Annotated in this window: 16 protein-coding genes; 6 read left to right on the top strand and 10 right to left on the bottom strand. The window is 40.8% G+C overall.

Annotated features, from left to right (window positions below):
- Nucleotides 1-23 precede the first annotated feature (23 nt).
- Together EZL74_RS00720 and EZL74_RS00715 are read left to right on the top strand one after the other, a co-directional pair.
- Entirely contained in the window at nucleotides 24-944 is a 921-nt protein-coding gene (locus tag EZL74_RS00720) for a PorP/SprF family type IX secretion system membrane protein (RefSeq protein ID WP_131474668.1), read from the top strand.
- Between the two features lie 20 nt (nucleotides 945-964).
- The gene (locus EZL74_RS00715) at nucleotides 965-2,836 is read left to right on the top strand and encodes an OmpA family protein (RefSeq protein ID WP_131474667.1); all 1,872 of its coding nucleotides are present in this window, start codon (nucleotides 965-967) and stop codon (nucleotides 2,834-2,836) included.
- Nucleotides 2,837-2,951: 115 nt separating this feature from the next.
- On the opposite strand, the gene EZL74_RS13070 is transcribed toward EZL74_RS00715, so the two are convergent.
- The 3 genes from EZL74_RS13070 to EZL74_RS00705 form a co-directional block, all read right to left on the bottom strand.
- A complete protein-coding gene (locus EZL74_RS13070) occupies nucleotides 2,952-3,098 on the bottom strand; it encodes a hypothetical protein (protein ID WP_154669972.1) in 147 nt (48 codons plus the stop codon).
- On the bottom strand, nucleotides 3,091-3,498 hold the full coding sequence (locus EZL74_RS00710) for a helix-turn-helix domain-containing protein (protein ID WP_131474666.1): 408 nt from the start codon (nucleotides 3,496-3,498) through the stop codon (nucleotides 3,091-3,093). The genes EZL74_RS13070 and EZL74_RS00710 overlap by 8 nt, the downstream gene beginning before the upstream one ends.
- 250 nt (nucleotides 3,499-3,748) lie before the next feature.
- Nucleotides 3,749-7,654 carry a GEVED domain-containing protein gene (locus EZL74_RS00705; protein WP_161971674.1) on the bottom strand — a complete coding sequence of 1,302 codons (3,906 nt, stop codon included), beginning with the start codon at nucleotides 7,652-7,654 and terminating at the stop codon, nucleotides 3,749-3,751.
- Nucleotides 7,655-7,869: 215 nt separating this feature from the next.
- Between EZL74_RS00705 and EZL74_RS00700 the strand changes: the two genes are divergently transcribed.
- From EZL74_RS00700 to EZL74_RS00690, 3 genes are read left to right on the top strand one after another with little or no spacing between them, the layout of a single operon-like run.
- Nucleotides 7,870-8,982, top strand: coding sequence for an NAD(P)/FAD-dependent oxidoreductase (locus EZL74_RS00700; protein WP_131474665.1), 1,113 nt, complete (start codon nucleotides 7,870-7,872; stop codon nucleotides 8,980-8,982).
- Entirely contained in the window at nucleotides 8,979-9,659 is a 681-nt protein-coding gene (gene mtgA, locus EZL74_RS00695; protein ID WP_131474664.1) for a monofunctional biosynthetic peptidoglycan transglycosylase, read from the top strand. Before EZL74_RS00700 ends, mtgA begins: the two co-directional genes overlap by 4 nt.
- Nucleotides 9,659-10,585 carry a lipid A deacylase LpxR family protein gene (locus tag EZL74_RS00690; protein ID WP_131474663.1) on the top strand — a complete coding sequence of 309 codons (927 nt, stop codon included), beginning with the start codon at nucleotides 9,659-9,661 and terminating at the stop codon, nucleotides 10,583-10,585. Before mtgA ends, EZL74_RS00690 begins: the two co-directional genes overlap by 1 nt.
- 42 nt (nucleotides 10,586-10,627) lie before the next feature.
- Here the strand turns inward: EZL74_RS00690 and EZL74_RS00685 are convergent, their stop codons facing one another.
- Nucleotides 10,628-11,002, bottom strand: a complete 375-nt coding sequence (locus EZL74_RS00685; protein WP_131474662.1) for a DoxX family membrane protein — start codon at nucleotides 11,000-11,002, stop codon at nucleotides 10,628-10,630.
- 181 nt (nucleotides 11,003-11,183) lie between these two features.
- Here EZL74_RS00685 and EZL74_RS00680 point away from each other — a divergent pair, with 181 nt between their 5' ends.
- Entirely contained in the window at nucleotides 11,184-11,984 is an 801-nt protein-coding gene (locus EZL74_RS00680) for a TIGR00266 family protein (RefSeq protein WP_131474661.1), read from the top strand.
- A gap of 34 nt (nucleotides 11,985-12,018) precedes the next feature.
- Here EZL74_RS00680 and EZL74_RS00675 read toward each other — a convergent pair whose 3' ends face one another.
- From EZL74_RS00675 to EZL74_RS00650, 6 genes are all read right to left on the bottom strand, one after another.
- Nucleotides 12,019-14,226: a TonB-dependent receptor gene (locus EZL74_RS00675; RefSeq protein ID WP_131474660.1), complete on the bottom strand. Its 2,208-nt coding sequence runs from the start codon at nucleotides 14,224-14,226 to the stop codon at nucleotides 12,019-12,021.
- 59 nt (nucleotides 14,227-14,285) lie between these two features.
- On the bottom strand, nucleotides 14,286-14,639 hold the full coding sequence (locus EZL74_RS00670) for a hypothetical protein (protein ID WP_131474659.1): 354 nt from the start codon (nucleotides 14,637-14,639) through the stop codon (nucleotides 14,286-14,288).
- Nucleotides 14,640-14,731: 92 nt separating this feature from the next.
- Nucleotides 14,732-15,721 carry an aspartate-semialdehyde dehydrogenase gene (locus EZL74_RS00665; RefSeq protein WP_131474658.1) on the bottom strand — a complete coding sequence of 330 codons (990 nt, stop codon included), beginning with the start codon at nucleotides 15,719-15,721 and terminating at the stop codon, nucleotides 14,732-14,734.
- Nucleotides 15,722-15,857: 136 nt separating this feature from the next.
- A complete protein-coding gene (gene mscL, locus EZL74_RS00660; RefSeq protein ID WP_131474657.1) occupies nucleotides 15,858-16,235 on the bottom strand; it encodes a large conductance mechanosensitive channel protein MscL in 378 nt (125 codons plus the stop codon).
- 74 nt (nucleotides 16,236-16,309) lie between these two features.
- Nucleotides 16,310-18,754, bottom strand: coding sequence for a bifunctional UDP-N-acetylmuramoyl-tripeptide:D-alanyl-D-alanine ligase/alanine racemase (locus EZL74_RS00655; protein WP_131474656.1), 2,445 nt, complete (start codon nucleotides 18,752-18,754; stop codon nucleotides 16,310-16,312).
- Between the two features lie 23 nt (nucleotides 18,755-18,777).
- Nucleotides 18,778-19,413, bottom strand: a complete 636-nt coding sequence (locus EZL74_RS00650; protein WP_131474655.1) for a thymidine kinase — start codon at nucleotides 19,411-19,413, stop codon at nucleotides 18,778-18,780.
- Between the last annotated feature and the right edge of the window lie 102 nt (nucleotides 19,414-19,515).

Raw genomic sequence — 19,515 nt, 5'->3', positions numbered from 1 at the left:
GATTCAAAATAAAATAAAACAAAATGAAGAAAATATATTTCATTGCCATACTAGCTTTATCGGTACTTTCCGAAGTACAAGCTCAGCAAGATCCACACTATACCCAATATATGTACAACATGAGTGTAATGAATCCAGCTTATGCCGGTTCTAAGGAAAGTGTATCGGGAGGATTATTGTACAGAAAACAATGGGTAGAAATCGAAGATGCTCCGTCTACAGGTACATTCTTTATTCATAGTCCTGTTGGAAGAAACGTTGGATTAGGTCTTTCGGTAATTTCGGATAAAATTGGACCAGTTGAAGAAAACAACTTTTATGGGGATTTCTCTTATACACTCAATTTAGGAGGTGAACACAAACTGGCTTTTGGTTTAAAAGCCGGTTTGACCATGCATAAGATTGATTTCAATACCATTTATCCAACACTTCCCGATGTAGGAGATGGAGTATTTGGTAGTGGTAATCCTAATGCAACCTTTTTAAACATTGGTTCGGGTGTATTTTATTATACAAATAAGTATTACTTAGCCTTTTCTGTGCCAAACATGTTAAAATCAAAATACCTTGATTTTGACGGAAGAAAGTACGGTACAGAAGTGTTACACTATTTCTTAACAGGAGGATACGTGTTTGATTTGAATCCAAATTTGAAATTCAAGCCATTTGCTATGATTAAAACAGCTACAAACTCGCCTACATCTTTTGATGTTTCAACCAACTTTTTGCTGTATGACAAGTTAGAGCTGGGAGCAACCTATAGATTAGAAGATTCCTTTGGTGCCATGGTGAACTTTGCCATTACACCAAGCTTGAGAATCGGATATGCTTATGACCATATTGTTTCAGATTTAAAAGTAGTAACGCCGGCTTCACATGAGGTGATGTTGCTGTTTGATTTGAACTTCCCGAAAAAGGTATCACAATCGCCTAGATATTTCTAACCTATAAAGCAATCCATAAAATGAAAAATCTATATATAGCATTAAGTTTTGTAGCCTTCAGTTTTACCATGACGGCGCAAACTAAAGACACTAAAACAGCCGATAAATTATTCAATCAATATGAATATGTAGACGCTGCCAAAGAATATTTAAAGTTGGTTGAAAACGGAAAAGGAACCGATTATGTTTATAAACAGTTAGCCGATAGCTACTACAACGTATTCAATACAGCCGAAGCTGCAAAATGGTATGCCAAAGCTACTGAGACTACTCAGGATGCCGAAACCTATTACCGTTATGCTCAAATGTTGAAAGCCAACGGAAAATATGAAGAGGCCAACAAGCAAATGCAAAAGTTTGCTAACGCTGCTCCTTCTGATACCCGTGCCAAAGCCTTCAGAGAAAATCCGAATTACGTTCCGAAATTGTTGGATAAAGCCAAATTGTACAACGTAAAACCTTCTGATATCAGTAGTGATAAATCAGATTTCAGCGCGGTGTTGTACAACAATACGGTTTATTTCACCAGTGCTCGTAACGCCGCACGCAAAACCTACGGTTGGTCTGAGGAACCCTTCTTAGACATTTACCAAGCAGATTACAATGCTGATGGAACAATTACTAATCCTACTTTGGTTACTTCTCTTAATTCTAAATACCATGATGCAGCTGTAACAATCAGTGCTGATGGGAATACTGCTTATTTTTCAAGTGACAGCTTCAGAGAAGGTAAATTCGAGAAGGATAAAGCCAACAAATTAAAATTGGGAAGAAACAGTATTTTTAAAGCTACAAAGAATGGTGATTCTTGGGGTAACATCACCATGTTGCCTTTCAACAGTAATGAATTTTCAACCAGTAATCCAAGCTTAAGCCGAGATGGTAAAACCTTATATTTCTCTTCTGACAGACCGGGAAGTGTAGGCGGAGTCGATATTTGGAAAGTAAGCATCAATGCTGACGGTACTTATGGAGAGCCTCAAAACTTAGGCAACAAGGTAAACACCGAAGGAAACGAAAGTTTCCCATTCATTGCTGATGATAACAAAACATTGTTCTTCTCTTCAAGCGGAAAACAGGGTTTGGGTGGTTTTGATATCTATCAAATAGATTTATCAAACGGTTCAGAAGCCAGTAACATTGGAAAACCGGTTAATACCGAAAAAGATGATTTTGCTTTCTCTTTTAACGGTGACAAAAATATCGGATTCATCTCCAGTAACCGTAGCGGAAACGACGACATTTTTGTTATAACTCCAGTATGTGCTGTTGATGTAATGATAGTGGTAACCAATGCGAAAACAGGAGAGATTTTACCTAATGCGAGCGTAAGCATACTGGATGATCAGAAAAATGTAATCGCTACTGAAATGTCAAATGCAAAAGGTGAGGTAACGTATAAAGTTGAATGTGACCGTCCTTATGTTGTCCAGGCTTCAAAAGATGGTTTCGAAGGCAACTCGTTTGCGGTTACCAAAAGCAACGGACCGAAATTTAAAGTGGATGCAGCCTTACAACCTATCGATGTTATCGTAACCGAAACGGAAGTAGTGTTGAAACCAATTTATTTTGAGTTCAACAAAAGCAACATCACTCAGGAAGGAGCTTTTGAGTTAGACAAATTAGTTCAGGTGATGAAAAACAATGACAAAATCGTTATTTTGGCTAAATCACACACCGATAACAGAGGAAGTGACCGTTACAACTTAAACTTGTCTGACCGCAGAGCTAAATCAACCGTACAATACATCATTTCAAAAGGAATTCCTGCCAGCAGAATTTCCGGTAAAGGAATGGGTGAGTTAGTGCCTAAAGTTGATTGTGGCAAAGACTGTACAGAAGAACAACACGCTCAAAACAGACGTTCAGAGTTCTTGATTGTTAAGAAATAAGCACTTTTATTCATATAAAAAAACCGAACATATTGTTCGGTTTTTTTTTGACTATTCTTTTCATAGACCTCATAACAGCAGGACGCCAAATGTAAATTTTGCCTTGCGGTATAACTTATCTGTTGTTGGTGCCGGTTAGTTTTTTGTATTCCTTTTCCAGTGTTGTTTTTTCCAGTTGCAACAGTTTTGCTTTTTGTTGCAAGAAGCTTATTTCTTTACGATCATTGTTTTCCAACGATTTTTGTATTCTTTTTTCAATCATCTGCAGCACACTGCTGGTTTGAGAGTTGTTTTGAGCTGAAACGTTCTGTAATCGGCTCACGGATTCGTTCCGCCTTGAGCAGCGATTGTAGTTTTTGGTGTTGATAGTTTAATTTTCGTTCGGTGGCCAGACATTGGTATTCATTTTCTTTTAGTAAGGATTCCAGTTCTTCTTTTGTGAAATTTCCAATCGGTTTATTGATCGATGTTTCATCTGCATCCATTTTGTCGAGGGACTGGTTCAGCGTGAGTATTTCATGGAGTTTCATCAGAGCTTCTTTGGGCAATGATCTTTTGCCTAGTTCAAACATTGACCATTGAGTGCGGTGAACGCCCAATAACATAGCCATTTCCTGTTGTTTTAAACCGAGTAATTCGCAAATGGTTTGATGTGTTTTCATCCTCGCTGTTTTTTGTGGCAATTTTTTCTCCACAAAAATTTTGCCACAAAAGTTGTGGCAAAATTTTATCCGTGTTTTTTTTGCCACAAAATCGAACGGAATGTCTCCACTTTTAAGTTGCATGTAAAGTTTAGTAAATGTTGTTCACGACAAGGTTTTCAAAAGGAACCGTTTGCTTTAGTTTTGTATTTAATCCATAAAAAAACCGCCTTGATTTTTCAAGGCGGTTTAGTATAGTGTTTTGATGGAGTTATTCTTTGATGAATCGTTTTGTGCTGACACCATTTTCGTTTTTAACTTCAACCAAATAGGCTCCGGTTCTGAGTGAACCCACATAGATGGTTTCATTTTCAATGCTGCCTTTTCCTAATTCTTGTCCCATCATGTTGTAAATGGTATATGTTGATGGACTTTGAAGATTGGCTATATTCAACACATTTCCTTTAACAGGATTCGGATACAAGGTAAACGAAAGCTCAGTAGTGCTGCTCATATCTTTAGCAGTAGCGGTAATGTTTACGGTATAGTCTTCTACTTGCCCGTAAGAGAACGTTTCGCACGCGGTAGGAGTAGCGTTGTATTTCATAGAAACTCTCATTCTGGTGGCTCCTAATGAAGCCGTAGACGGAATCGTAATGGTTCCGGTGACAGGAGTTGTGGTTGATTTGGCTTTTGTGAAAACCGTTTCTCCGGCATCGGCAAAATCACCGTCTTGGTTGTAATCAATCCACACGGCATACCCTTCACTGTATTTGGTGCTTGTCCACGATGGTGTAATGGTGATAGTGTAAGCAGTACCTCGGGCAACATTGGTTGAAAGAGCAGTAAAGTTTTCGTATCCTGCGGTTCCTGTTGAAGTATTGCTGATGGTACCGAAAGCCACTTTGCCAATTTTTTCGTCAGCCGTACTGTTTCCTTGAGAGGTACAATAAGTTAATGAAGCAGCAGTAGTAGTTACACTCACGGTATTGCTGGCTGCAGACGCATTGCCGGCCGCATCCTTGGCAATAACATAGAAAGTATAAGTAGTGGAAGCGGTTAATCCGCTAACGGCATAGGTTGTTGCTGTTGTTGAGCCTAATAATGCTCCGTTTTTATAAACATCATATCCGGTAACCCCCACGTTATCTGTAGCACCAGACCACGATAGGGAGGTGGTGGTTGAAGTAGTGCCCGAAGCGGTTAAAGTTGGAGCTGTAGGAGCAGTGGTGTCTGCTACCGGAGCTAAAATGGTAACCGTATAATCTTCTACTTGTCCGTAAGAGAACGTCTCACAAGAGGTTGGAATTCCGTTGTATTTCATAGAAACTCTCATGCGGGTAGCTCCTAAACCAGCCGTAGTAGGAATGGTAAAGGTTCCGCTTACCGGCGTGGTTGTTGATGCGGTATTGGTCCAAACCGTTTCTCCGGCATCTGTAAACACACCATTTTTATTGTAATCAATGAATACCGCATATCCCTCGGCATAAGCAGTACTGGTCCAAGACGGAGTAATGGTAATTGTGTTGGCTGTTCCGGCTGTTACAGTAGTTGAAAGCGCAGTGAAATCTTCATATCCTGCAGTTCCTGTTGAAGTATTGCTAATAGTGCCGAAAACCACTTTGCCGATTTTTTCGTCGGCCGTACTGCTTCCCAATGAAGTACAGTAAGTGAGTGAAGCCACAGAGGTAGTTATACTAACACTGTTGCTGGCTACAGAAGAATTCCCGGCAGCATCTTTGGCAATCACATAAAAAGCGTAAGTTGTAGAAGCACTCAATCCGCTAACGGCATATGTTGTTGACGCAGTAGACCCCAGTAAAATTCCGTCTTTGTAAACGTCATATCCGGTAACACCAACATTGTCAGTAGCTCCTGACCATGATAGAGAGGTCGAAGATGAAGTAGTTCCTGATGCGCTCAGCGTTGGAGCCGTTGGGGCCGTAGTGTCAACAACCGGAGCCAATGTGGTTACACTAACGCCGTTGCTGGCTGCAGAAACATTTCCGGCCGCATCTTTGGCCTTAACCGTGAAAACGTATGTGGTGGATGCCGTCAATCCGGAAACGGTATAGGTTGTTGAAGTTGTTGAACCTAATAAAACAGCGTCTTTGTACACCTCATATCCGGTAACACCTACGTTATCGGTAGCACCCGACCATGATAAATTGGTTGTGGTTTGTGTAGTTCCTGAAGCAGCCAATGTTGGTGCAGTAGGAGCCACAGTATCAGTTGAACCGGCTGTAATAGTAAAATTGGCATTAGAAACATCAAAGAAAATATGATTGGTTCCTTTTACCATGATGCGGTTGGTAGTTCCCGGAGTATTCGGAATCGTTACCGCTTCTGTTCCGTCATTTGGCGTAGCCGCAACTAAAGTTGACCAGGTATTACCTCCGTCGGTGGATAGTAAGATGTCAACATTTGCACAGTTTACTCCGTTAGCGGTTGTGCCGGCTACTGCCCAAGTTATGGTTTGTGAACTTCCGCCAACATAAGAAACGGCCGTGTTAGGGGATGTTACACTGAAAGGACCAGCGGTGGCATTAACCGTAACAATCATGTCATCGCTGTTGTTGGCAGATCCTCCGTTGTGATTGTCGCGAACGGTTACTCTGAAATTTAATGTACGGGCCACCGAAGGCAAGGCTTCTACTGTAATTTCAGCACCGGCAGTAGTGGTAGCTCCGGTTAATACTGAGGCCATTCGTGGGAAATAACGTGTTGGTGAAACAGTAGAATTGTAAGATCTAAAATTTACTCCGCTGGTTTTGGTGGCACTCGGTGCTGTTGCTGTTGTTTGAGAATCCATTTGTTCCCAATTGTAAGTCAGTGCATCTCCGTTTGCATCCGCTCCAACGGCTGTCAGCATAAACGGAGTGCTTTTCGGAACGGTATAATCCAATCCGGCACTGATGGTAGGAACGGCATTTCCGGTAGCGGTATTAACCGAACAGGTTTTAGCCTTTATGTTGTTGGTTACTTGTTGAATGCTTACGGCATGGAAATAAGGGTCAGAATGCGGTTGAACATCTAAAGAAGTGATTCCGGCATATCCCATAATGGTTGAGCCCGATCCCGGTTCTACCTGAACACCAGTTCCTTCGTTGCTGTGGGTAAAAGTATGGTTTGCTCCAAATTGGTGTCCCATTTCATGAGCCACATAATCCACATCAAAATTATCCCCGGCCGGAATTCCATCTGCCGGAGAAGTGATCCCGCTTCCTTTAGAACCGTTCACACAGATACAGCCGATACAACCGGCATTTCCACCGCCACCGGTAGCACCAAATAAGTGTCCGATGTCATAATTGGCTTCCCCAATTACTGAGGTTAATGTAGATTGTAGTTGAGCATTCCATTGCGACATGCTCGAAGCAGCCGAGTAAGGGTCGGTTGAAGCATTAGTGTAAATAACCAAATCGGTATTGGCAATCAAAACCATTCTGGCCGAAAAATCTTTTTCAAAAATTCCGTTTACACGTGTCAGAGAAGCGTTTATAGCTGCTAGTGCCTGAGCTTTGGTTCCTCCAAAATAGGCGGTATATTCACCCGTACAGGACATTGCCAAACGGAAAGTACGCAACAAGCCGTCGTCTGCATTTGGTCGGGCTGTGGCACTTTCAACCTGAGGCGCAGTCACATCGACAACTTTACACTCAAAAGGCGTCATCGAACTCTTTTTGTCAGCTTTGCGATAAACGGTGTAAGTAGTCAGGTCTTTTGAAATGGGCTCAATGAATTCAGCCGAACGATCTGCGCGCAACACCATCGACTTGAATCCCAATGGCGAAACGCTGAAGTAGGCCGTTGCAGTCGGATTGTCAACCCCTATACCGATGTACGATTTGATTTCGGGGTATTTTGCCGCTAATTCCGGATCCATTATCGAGTTTTCGTATACACGAAAGCGTTCTAAAGTTCCATCAGCGTTAGGAATGGATAAGATGTTTTGTGTGGGTGCTAAAGCAGAGGTCCTTTTGGCCGAACCTTGTAGTGAAGTCTTTAAATCGGTCAGATTTAATTGAAATAAATGATTTTCGGGTAAATTCATTCGACTGTCAAGTGCCACAAGGTCACTTTTTTTGGTAGTCGACTTCCAAAGTGCGGTTTTATTTTGCGCCAAACCAACACTTGTTATTGCTAAGAAAGCAATAGAAAGTAATTTAAATTTCATAATGATTGGAATTAATTAAAATGGTGCCTCAAAAGTAAAATTAAATTTGTGATAACTGCTTAATTTTTAATAAAATCGGTTGTAAATAACCAAATTAATGTTATAATCATTGATGTATTAATAAAAAATAAGAATAATTTGCTGTAAAATGATAATTTTATTTTTTTTGAATTAAGATTTCACTTAAAAAAGTATTTTTAGAAAAAAAACAACAGATGAATTTAAGCTATTGGGAACTCAAAAATTGGTTTACAAATGTTGATTATACCATTGTAGGCAGTGGCATAGTGGGTTTGCATTGTGGCCTGCAATTGAGAGAACGTTTTCCCGAGAGTAAAATTCTGATTCTCGAAAAAGGACTGTTGCCTCAGGGAGCCAGCACCAAAAATGCCGGGTTTGCCTGTTTTGGCAGTCTTTCCGAAATAATTGACGATTTAAAGACTCACAGCGAAGAAGAGGTAGTTGCACTAATCCAAAAGCGATGGCAGGGATTGCAATTGCTGCGCAAAAACCTAGGCGATGCGGCTATCGATTTCAAGCCTTTTGGCGGGTATGAGTTGTTTTTAAAAGAAGATGACAGTACCTATGTCGAATGTTTGCAGAAATTGCCGTTTATCAACGAATTGCTGAAGCCTCTTTTCAGGAATGACGTTTTTACCAAAGAGGTCGATCGTTTCGCGTTTCAAGGCATAAATGATTATGTTGTTTTCAATCCGTTTGAAGCCCAGATTGATACCGGTAATATGATGGAAGCCTTGTTGAGAAAAGCTGTTGCTCAAAATATTTTAATTTTGAATCAGGCTACAGTTACGGCTTATCACGAAAACAAGGATGGTGTGCAGGTAACTTTGACGGATTTCAGTTTTGGCACCAAAAAGCTGTTTTTTGCCACCAACGGTTTTGCCGGAAAGCTCACCAATAATCAGGTAAAACCAGCCCGTGCGCAAGTGTTAATTACTGATCCTATCCCTTATTTGGATATCAAAGGAACGTTTCATTTGGACAAAGGCTATTATTATTTCAGAAATATAGATGACCGCATATTGCTCGGCGGCGGCAGAAATTTAGATTTTGAAGGCGAAACTACAACAGAGTTTGGACAAACTGAGCTGATTCAGCAACGGTTAGAGTGGTTATTGCAGCATGTAATCCTCCCCGGAAAGGAGTATACTATTGCCCATCGTTGGAGTGGTATCATGGGATTGGGCGCGAGTAAAAATCCTATAGTTGAACCACTTTCCGAACATGTTTACTGCGGTGTCCGTTTGGGAGGAATGGGAGTGGCCATAGGCAGTTTAATAGGGAAAGAATTAGCAGATTTAGTATGATGAAAAAAATTGTTCGTTGGATTTGGAAAGTCCTGTTGTGGTTTTTTGGACTTTCGATTGTTTCGGTTATTATTTTTAAATGGGTGCCTATTCCGTTTACGCCTTTAATGGTTACCCGAATCATTGAGTTCAAACTCGACGGTGGTGACGCCATATACAGCCATAAATGGGTGCCTCTTGAGGAAATTTCACCCAACTTGCAAAAGGCGGTGATTGCCAGCGAAGACGGTAATTTTTTAGAACACAGCGGCTTTGATTTTAAAGCTATGCAAAAGGCTTATAAAAGCAATCAGAAAGGGCGAAAGCTAAAAGGCGGTAGCACCATATCGCAACAAACGGCCAAAAATGTTTTCCTGTGGCAGGGCAGAAGCTATGTCCGTAAAGGATTGGAGGCTTATTTTACGGTGCTTATTGAACTGATTTGGGGGAAAAAACGCATCATGGAAGTTTACCTGAACAGTATTGAAATGGGTAACGGAGTTTATGGTGCTCAGGAAGCGGCTCGTCATTGGTACAGTACCACAGCAAAAGATTTGACTCCAAGAGAAGCCGCTGGTATAGCGGCCATACTGCCCAATCCGAGAAAGTTTAAAGCATCTAATTCTTCCTCGTATATCAACGGAAGGAAGGATAAAATTCTTAGGGTGATGCGCCACATAGGCAAAATTGAATACTAATGCGCTTCAGAATTCTTTTTCTTTTGTTGGTTGCACTGGGGGTCGAAGCTCAAAATAAAAAACCATTGGAACTCGGAATACAATTGGAAAACGACTCTTTTGTATCAACATATAATGATTTTTATTACACTAACGGAACTTTTCTTTTTGCGAATTATGTTTCCGATAACACTACAGCGGAAAGAAAAATAATTCACGGATTCAAAATCGGTCAGCAAATCTACAACCCCAGATGGGTGAAATCGGATTTTCCTCAAGACCACAACAGGCCTTATGCCGGTAATTTGTTTGCCGAATACAATCATACTAAGTTGTATTCCTCCAATAGCGTGAGAAGGATGTCTTTTCAATTGGGAATTATCGGTCCCGATTCAAAGGCAGAACAGTTTCAGGATTGGATGCACCATTCTTTTGGTTTCGGAAAAATATCCGGTTGGGAGTATCAGATTCAAAATACTCCGGTGTTGCAATTTGGCCTTGGTTATTCAAAGCCCGTTTTTGCCACAATGACTACTGATAAAGTTGATTTTCATCTTTACAGCGAATCGAAAGTAGGCACCGCTTTTACCGGCACCGACTTTGGAATACTTACCCGTTTTAGTGTATTGAATACATTGGTGCCTATGAACAATTCTAATTTTTACCACGGACTGGGAGAAGCACAAAAGGAGTGTTATTTTTTTATACTTCCTAAAATTAATCTGCAGCTCTACGATGCTACCATTCAGGGAAGTTTGTTCGACCACAAAAGTGCTGTGACTTTCGATATAAAACCCATCCGTTTCAAAGGTGAAGCCGGAATCAAATTCAAGTACCACTCTTATAATTGCTCTTTTGTTTTTGTTTATACGACCGATGAAATCAAAAATAATTCGGCTACCGGATATTATTTCGGATCATTGAAGGGTTCATATGTCTTTAAATAAAAAACGCTTTCAGGTGAAAGCGTTTCGTTATGTTTGGTTGGTTTAATAAAACAAGGGTTTGTATTGCTGCCAATGTTTGTATATTAAAATAGTGTTGAAAACCACCACAAGTAAGGCAACCCCCAATCCCGGAATGTCCAGGAACAAGTGAAAAAGTAAAATATTAATAGATATCGGCGCCAGCAAAATCAAGGCAAAAGCAACCCATTTTCTGAATACGAGCAGAACACCAATAATTACTTCAAAAACGCCTACGACCGGAAAAATATAGCCGGTGGCTCCCAGTGAATTCATGAACTCTCCGGCAGCTCCCGTGAGAGGCTCGGCTGGAATAAAATGTAAAAATTTATTGGCTCCGAAAACAATTAGTACTAAACCCAGTACCACTCTAACAATTTTTGTAAACATCGAATTCATAAGCAGGCGATTTTAAATTAGTATTAACGTAAAAATAACATTAAAAAATTAATGATATTCTATGGTATGAATCAAATTATTAACATATTCGCTGTATTTATTAATTTTTATTGAATTTTAATCGATGTTGTAACTTTTTTAAAATCTGCTTACTAATCAAAACAACTAAAAACAGTATACCATGCAAGCACATGAAATAGATTATCATATTTACGGGGAAGAGATGCAATACGTTGAAATTGAACTCGACCCACAGGAGATTGTCATTGCCGAAGCCGGCAGTTTTATGATGATGGATAATGGCATTAAAATGGAAACCATTTTTGGCGACGGATCACAGCAACAGTCCGGTTTGTTTGACAAGTTGCTTTCGGCGGGAAAACGCGTTTTAACCGGTGAAAGCCTTTTCATGACAGCCTATATCAATCAGAATTACGGAAAAAGTAAAGTGTCTTTTGCGGCTCCTTATCCGGGCAAAATCATAGCGATTGACCTGACCCAATACGGAGGAAAATTCATTTGTCAGAAAGACTCATTTCTCTGTGCTGCCAAAGGAGTGGCCATAGGAATTGAGTTTTCCAGAAAACTGGGCAGAGGACTCTTCGGCGGTGAAGGTTTTATCATGCAAAAGATAGAAGGCGATGGTATGGCCTTCGTGCATTCGGGTGGTACTTTAGCCAAAAAAGAATTGGCGGCCGGCGAAATTTTAAAAGTAGACACCGGTTGTATCGTAGGATTCACCAAAGATGTTGATTACGACATTGAATTCATAGGAGGTATTAAAAATTCGTTGTTTGGCGGCGAAGGATTGTTCTATGCGACACTTCGAGGGCCCGGAACAGTTTACATTCAGTCGCTGCCGTTTAGCCGATTGGCTGACCGTATCATAGCCTCGGCTCCCAAAGCAGGAGGTAACAGCAGAGAAGAAGGTAGTTTGCTTGGCGGATTGGGAAGAATGATAGACGGCGACAACAGATTTTAATTGAAAAACGGTCTCACTCAGGAGACCGTTTTCTTTATATCATAAAACTAATTCCGAGTACAAAAGTGCGCCCTATGTTAGGGATGCCATCCGATTTCAATCGGGATAAATGCGAAATATAGGTTTTGTTCGAAAGATTGTTGGCATTCAGATTCAGTTGAAATACCGATTTTCCGAGACTGATTTTTCCTCCCAGTCCCAGGTTGATTAAGGTATAGTCAGGTGTTCGGGTTTCAAAGGCACTGTGATTGTTTTGGGCAAAAGTGCTTTCGATGTTGATTGTGGCAAATCCTTCTTTCCACCAGTTTTTGATGTTAAATTCTCCGCGAAACGTGTTGTTCCATTTATTAGCCGGAATCAACGGCAGGTAATCTCCATTGTCTTTTTGACCTATAACAGTTTCAAAACTGCTGGTAAAATGCAGCCAGTCCAACGGGTGTGGATGGAAATGGATTCCGGCTTCACCCCCATACAATCGGGCATTCTCCTGAACATAATCGTACACATTATTGCCGTCAATCACGTTGCCATTGGGAGAAATGAAAATATAATGATTGATGTGGTTGTAAAAACCGTTGGCAAATACCTCAAAATGGGTACTTTTATATTCCAAGTTCAAATCGGTTTGCAGATTTTGTTCGTTTTGCAAATCGGCATTTCCTATTTCATAGCGGTTGCTGCCTTCGTGTACGCCATTCGAGGTCAATTCGGCCAAATTCGGCGCCCGGAATCCGGAAGCAATGTTCAAACGCAAAGTGAAATCCTGAGCCAAATTGGTTTTGTATCCCAATGAAGCATTAAAGCTGTCAAAGTTTTTATCAATCGCTGCAAAATAGCCTTCATTGCCTTCGATGCCGTGTTCTTCGGTAGTTACTTTTCGGTTGTCAAAACGCAAACCGGCCTGCAGTACATTTTTACCCCATTCGTAATTAGCAGTTCCGAATATGCCAAAATCATTGGTCTGAGCATCCGGAATCAGGTACTCTTCTCCAGAGTTGGTATTGGTTTGGTGCATGCCCTGAATCCCGACAATGGTTTCTATCCTGCCGGTTTTGGGTAAATAGTATTTTAAATCATAATTCAAGGTGCTCAATTTCATGTGCAAATTAGCCACATTACTGTCTTCAAATTCGCTACGGTCATTGTAGAGATATCCCAAATCAACATCGAGTTTAGAGTTTTTGAAATAAAAATTATTGTGCAGACTCAAAATATGATTGTTCACCGCTTGTCGAGGAAACTGTGTGTTGTGACTCGTTGATTGTTGAGCGATACCATTTTCAGGTATGCCTAAATCCAGTTTGTTGAAGTTGTAGCGCAACACACTCGAAAAACTTGAATTGCTGTACCCGATTCCGCTTTTCAAATCGGTTTCATTGTATCGGGTGTTGGTGACGCGGTCGCCATCAGGTATTTGGTAATCTGCATGAGTATTATAACTCCCCCGAACTGAAAATTTCCAGTTTTCAGTCGAGGTTTTCAGTCCCAAAGTAGTGTTGCTGCCCAAAGTATTGGAAAAAAAGCGTTGTCCAAAATCAGCTTTAAATTCTTTGGGATTGGCAAATTTTTCAGGATTGAAATACAATACACCTCCCAAGGCATCAGAACCATAAAGCAGCGAAGCCGGTCCTTTGATGACTTCTACACTTTCGACACCGGCATCATTGAGCCCCAAACCGTGCTCTTCGCCAAATTGTTGATTTTCCAGCCGAACGCCTTGCGAATACACCAAAACCCTGTTGCCACTCAATCCGCGAATCACAGGTTTTCCTATGGCAGTTCCGGTAGAAACCTGAGCAACTCCGGGGATGGTAGCCAAACCGTCAATAAGAGTAGCAGCCCCTTTTTGCTGCAGCGATTTTAAACCGGCGTGTTCTACTTTCATGACGTTTTGCGATTGCAATTTGTTGAAAGCTGTTGACACAATGACTTCATCCATGTGAATGATACTTTCTTCCAGAGCGACATTCCACTGGATTTCTTTACCCGATAGCGTGATGGAACCGGTTTTTGTAGTATAGCCCACCAAGGAAAAAACCACGGTAAAAGTTCCATTGGGCAAGTTAGTTATGCCATATTTTCCCTCTTTATCCGTGATGGTTTCTTTGTGAATTTCGGGTAATGAAACAATGACGTTAGAAAGCGACTGATTGTTTGTGTCGGTAACGGTTCCTGTAATTTTATTTTGAGCCGATGCCCATAGCGAAAACCCTATGAATAGGGTGAGGAATAGTGATTTCATATCCTTTGTTTTAGAGTTAAATGAATGAATGCCAAAAATTATTTTGGCCAAAAAACAATTTAAACTATAAAATAGGGTGGAGCCCGCAGCGCGAAGAGGCTTCCGCGAAAGGATTGAGTAATTTGCTTGGAATAGCAAAAAGTATAAGCAGTGTGGACCGCCTCTTTTTTAAATGTAAAAATGAAAAACTGGGTCGGGGTATAATTGCTCAGGGCAAATTCACAAACGAAACAATGGTCAAAATCATGATGAGCATGACCAATTTCAGGTTGGTTGTGTGCGTATTTGTGATGACAGTGTTGCTCCGAAATGAATTTTTCCAAATGGTGGAAAGAGTGGAAAGATTGCAACAGAATGGCTCCCAATACCATAAAGGTAAATAACAGACTTATTATGGAGCGTTTGTTCTTCATCGATGCAAAGGTAAGGTACGGATAAAGAAAAACCGCCCGATTTTAACAAATTTTAGGATTTGCAAATCAGGCGGTCTGTTAGGTTTGAATAGTTAAACTAAATGGTGAGCTACCAAATATTCGGCAATTTGAACCGTATTGGTTGCGGCGCCTTTTCTAAGGTTGTCGGCAACAATCCACATGTTTAAAGTATTGGGTTGACTTTCATCCCGGCGAATTCTGCCTACAAACACATCGTCTTTTCCTTGTGCATACAACGGCATCGGGTAGGTGTAGGTATCAGTATTGTCCTGAACGGTTACTCCATTGGTGTAATGCAGCATGTTGCGCACTTCGCTTACTTCAAAATCATTTGAGAACTCTACGTTTACGGCCTCGCTGTGTCCACCTACTATGGGCACACGAACCGCAGTAGCTGTTACATGTATATTGTCATCGCCTATGATTTTTTTGGTTTCGCGCACCAATTTCATTTCTTCTTTGGTATAGCCGTTGTCTTCAAAAACGTCGCATTGCGGGATGGCATTGCGGTGGATTTGGTATTTATATGCCATTTCACCCTGAATACCGGCATATTCATTTTCTAATTGTTGTACTGCTTTTACTCCGGTTCCTGTGATGGATTGGTAAGTAGAAACAACCACTCGCTTGATGTTGTATTTTTTGTGTAACGGTGCCAAAACCATGACCATTTGAATAGTCGAACAGTTCGGGTTGGCAATGATTTTATCTTCTTTGGTCAAAGTGTGTGCGTTGATTTCCGGCACAATTAGCTTCTTGGTCGGATCCATTCGCCAAGCCGATGAATTATCGATTACAGTTGTTCCTGCCTCCGCAAATTTGGGTGCCCAGACTAAAGAGGTTTCTCCGCCTGCCGAAAACAAAGCAATGTCGGCTTTCATGTCAACTGCTGTTTGCAATCCCACTACTTTGTAGTTTTTGCCTTTGAACTCAATTTCTTTTCCCACAGATTTTTCGGAAGCTACAGGAATTAATTCGGTTACCGGAAAATTTCTTTCGGCCAATACCTGAAGCATTACCTCGCCAACCATACCGGTGGCTCCTACAACAGCAACTTTCATAGCTAAATGTTTATCGATTTATAAAAAAATGAAGTACAAAAGTATAGAGAAATTCATTTGGTTTGTCAATTTTATCAAAAAAGAAAAACCGCTTCATGATTGAAGCGGTTTAGTTAGAATATATAATGCAGCGGTATTATTTTTTCAATAAATCTCTGATTTGAGTAAGCAATTCTTCCTGCGTAGGACCAGCCGGTGCCGCGGGTGCTGCTGCTTCTTTTTTCTTCATGCTGTTGATGGCTTTTACCATTATAAAAATTACAAAGGCAATTACCAGAAAGCTGATTACGGCCGCTAAAAATTTCCCGTACAGTATTCCTCCGTCTGTCTTCAGTTCAGCCAAGTTCTCAACCTGAGCCGCTTTTAGCGCAGGATTTAATAAGGCAGGCGTAATAACATCGGATACTAATGAATTTACGATAGCACCAAAGGCTGCTCCGATGATAACCCCAACGGCTAAATCCATTGCATTGCCTTTTGCAATAAAGTCTTTAAATTCTGAAATCATTCCCATAATTATTTGGTTTAATTGGTTAATAAGTTACTAAGTTAAGTAAAATTTTAACATTTTGCTCAAAAACGAATCAACTATTCGCGGAAGAAGACCCGTTTGACCCGTTGTGATATGCCGGTCATGATTTCATACGGGATGGTTCCGAGTTGTTGAGCCATGTAATTCACGGTTGGATTTTCGCCAAAAATTATAACGTTGCTGCCTTCTTTACAATCAATATCCGTGATGTCAGCCATGAGCATGTCCATGCAAACGCTGCCTACAATTTTGGCTTGTTTCCCGTTGATGACTACATAGCCTACACCATTGCCCCAGCTTCTGCGGATGCCATCGGCATACCCAATCGGAATGGTGGCTATTCGGGTTGTTTTGTCAGCTACGAATCGTCTGCCGTAACCCACACTTTCGCCTTCGTCTATAGTTCTGATTTGTGAAATTACCGATTTTAAAGTTCCGACGTTTTCCAATTGTTTTTGTTCTTCGGCATCGTTGGAAATACCATACAAACCAATACCCAAACGAACCATGTCGTATTGTGCCTCGGGATAGTTGGTGATGCCTGAAGTGTTCAAAATATGTCGAATCGGTTTGATGTTTAATTCGGTCATCAAACGCGTAGACAATTGCTCGTACAAAGCAATCTGCGATTTGGCAAAAGCATCGTGCTTTACATCATCACTGGTAGCCATGTGCGACAAAATACTTTTGATTTGTACCGTTTCATTGCCTTTCAGAATCTGAATCAAATCCTCAAGGTTTTCTTCCTCAAAGCCCAAGCGGTGCATGCCGGTGTCAATTTTGATGTGAATCGGGAAGTGTTTCAATTTTTTTTGTTCGGCAATTTTTAAAAAGGCTTTCAGTCCTTTAATCGAATAAATTTCGGGTTCCAAATGGTGTTGAATGATAGCCGAAAAACTCGTTGTTTCCGGATTCATAACCATGATGGGAACAGTAATACCGGCGCTTTTAAGTGAAATTCCTTCATCGGCGAAAGCCACACCCAGATAATTTACCTTGTGGTGTTCTAATAATTTGGCAATTTCAAACCCTCCGTTTCCGTAACCAAAAGCCTTTACCATAACCATCATTTTGGTTTTGGGAGCCAACTTTGATTTGAAAAAATTCAGGTTGTGACTGATGGCGTTGAGATTGATTTCAAGGACCGTTTCATGGGTTTTTTCCTCAAGCATCGACACGATTTCTTCAAAATGGAAATCGCGCGCGCCTTTGATTAAAATGGTTTCGTTTTCAAAATTCAGGTTGTCAAAGGCTTTGGTAAATTCAGCCACATTTTTAAACGTAATCCCGTTGATGAATTTGTTTTTGTACTGCGAAATCGTTTCGCCAATTCCGATAACACGGGTAATTTTATTGGAAATAATCAATTGGGAAACTTGTGAATACAATTCTTCATTGTTCAAACCACTTTGAAAAATATCGGATAGAATAAGGGTTTTTTTCTTGTGTTGTTTCTGATGTTCTAAAAAGTCTAAAGCAATTTTAAGCGATTGAAAATCGGAACTGTAGCTGTCGTCTATCAGGGTACAATTGTAAATGCCGTTTTTAACTTTCAAGCGCATTTCTACGGGATAGAGTTGCGCCATTCGGGTTTGAATCACTTCGTGTTTGTAGCCAAAATACAGCATCACCATCATACAGTGAATGGCGTTTTCAACCGAAGCCTGATCCTGAAACGGAATCGTAATCGGGAAAGTGTCTTCCCGGTAAGTGACTTGTAATTCTGTGAGCTCACCTATGTTTTTCTTGGTAATGTATACATCTGCACTCTTGTCGTCAGAACACCAGCTGAAGGTTTTGATTTTTGGGTTGACAAAGGCGCAGATGGTTTTGTTTTTGTTTAAAATCAGTACATTAACCGAAGAGAAGAGTTTTAGTTTTTCTTTGATTTTTTCGCCAACACTCGAAAATCCTTCATCGTGTGCCGAACCGATATTGGATAAAATACCAATGGTGGGGCGAATGATTTTCTGCAGTTTTTCCATTTCATTGGTCATCGAAATTCCGGCTTCAAAGATGCCGAGATTGTGTTTCTCGTTGATGCCTAAAATGGACAGAGGCACGCCCACTTGGGAGTTGTAGCTCTTTGGACTTCGGATGATGTTAAAATCAGGGCTCAACAGGAAATTTAACCATTCTTTGATGATGGTTTTTCCGTTGCTTCCGGTGATGCCTATGATGGGGAATTCGAATAAACTTCTGTAGTAAGCGGCAAATTTCTGCAGGGCTTCTAAGGTGTTTTCAACCACTAAAAAATTTGCTTTTTCGGCTGCATTTTCCGGAATATAATTCACCACAAAGTACTGAACTCCTTTGCGGATAAGTTCTTCAATATAAATATGGCCGTCATGATTGGGCCCGGTCAGAGCAAAGAACAAGGTGTTTTCGCTGTTTTGTAACGAACGGCTGTCGATAGAAATGGTATCAATAACCGCTACATCATTTTGTCCAATCCAATTGGCTTTAATGATGGGGACTATATTTCGAATGGTAAGTGTCAAGATGTTGAGGAATTATTACTGCGTCAGTTCGCTGCGCTCGGGTCTTCTTTGGATAAATGTTCTGGGTCTTTGACCTCCATGTTTTCACGCATAGCTTTGTAGTAGGCGGCACGGCTTAACGGCTCGTACTCTTCGGTTTCACCCAGTAAAACCAGTTTGTCGCTATCGGTTTTTCTGAAACTGTAATGGGCTAAATTTCCGGTTCTCGTACATACGGCATGTACTTTGGTCACGTATTCGGCTGTGGCCATCAGAGCAGGCATTGGTCCAAAAGGATTGCCTTTAAAATCCATGTCGAGCCCCGCTACGATTACCCTGATTCCCGAATTGGCCAAATCATTGCAAACCGCTATGATTTCGTCATCAAAAAACTGGGCTTCGTCTATGCCGATTACGTCACAACCCTGTGCCAAAATACGGATATTGGCAGCGGCAGGAACAGGAGTAGAGCGAATTTCGTTTTTGTTGTGCGAAACCACCATTTCTTCATCATAACGAATGTCGATAGAAGGCTTGAAAATTTCCACTTTTTGTTTGGCAAATTGGGCTCTTTTCAATCGGCGGATGAGTTCTTCGGTTTTGCCCGAAAACATCGAACCGCAGATGACTTCAATCCAACCAAATTGTTCTTTATGATTTACTGTATTTTCGAGAAACATTTTGTAATTTTCAACCTTTAAAATTTGAATACTTTTGTTACTTTGTAACGCAAACAAACCGACCTGAAATTTTTCTATTTTTACGTCGATTCAAATGTAGAA

Origin of the sequence: Flavobacterium silvisoli (genome assembly GCF_004329815.1) — a bacterium.
Lineage (GTDB): Bacteria > Bacteroidota > Bacteroidia > Flavobacteriales > Flavobacteriaceae > Flavobacterium > Flavobacterium silvisoli.
This window is presented reverse-complemented; position numbering and strand designations above follow the sequence as displayed.